Below are 613 nucleotides of genomic sequence, written 5' to 3'. Positions count from 1 at the left end.
GAAACCACCTTGGCGGATTTGTCTGGCCAGACCGACAAGCTGATCGGCGACAGCAGTGCAAACGTTGCGCGCGCCCAGCGTGTGGATGCCGGCACGCAGGCCATTGGCGCGGTGATTGGCGTGGCGGGCGAGGCCATTGCGCGCTTCGATGTCGAGGCGACGAGCATTGCGGAATCCACTGCGGCCATCGAAGATGAATGCGCGTCGCTCGCGCGTGAGGTGGAGGCGATGGCCGAGGGTGTGAAGCAATCCAGCCACAACATCGACAACGCGCAACGGCAGCTTTCGGGGTTGCTTGGGGCGTCGGAAACGCTGATCCGGTTGACGGCTTCGACGGGCGTGCAGAGTGCCGATACGCCCTTCATCGAAGCGGTGCAGACCGCCGCCGGCAAGATCAGCGCATTGTTTGAATCGGCGCTGGCACGCGGCGATATCAGCGAAAGTGATCTGTTTGATCGCACCTATGCGCCGGTGCCGAATACCGATCCGCCGCAGCATATGACGCGATTTACGGCGTTCACGGACCGTGTGTTGCCTGCGGTACAGGAGCCGTTGCTCCAGTTGGATCCGCGCGTGGTGTTCTGCGCGGCGGTCGACACCAACGGCTATCTGC

At 63.0% G+C, this 613-nt stretch carries 1 protein-coding gene; it reads left to right on the top strand.

The features are described 5' to 3' along the window. Nucleotides 1–613 (top strand): hypothetical protein (locus D7V77_RS42355; protein ID WP_199734004.1); only part of this gene is annotated, 613 nt, incomplete at both ends.

Origin of the sequence: Corallococcus sp. CA041A, assembly GCF_003612075.1 — a bacterium.
Taxonomy (GTDB): domain Bacteria; phylum Myxococcota; class Myxococcia; order Myxococcales; family Myxococcaceae; genus Corallococcus; species Corallococcus exiguus.
The sequence above is the reverse complement of the archived record's forward strand: the minus strand, read 5'-3'. Positions and strand labels throughout refer to the sequence as shown.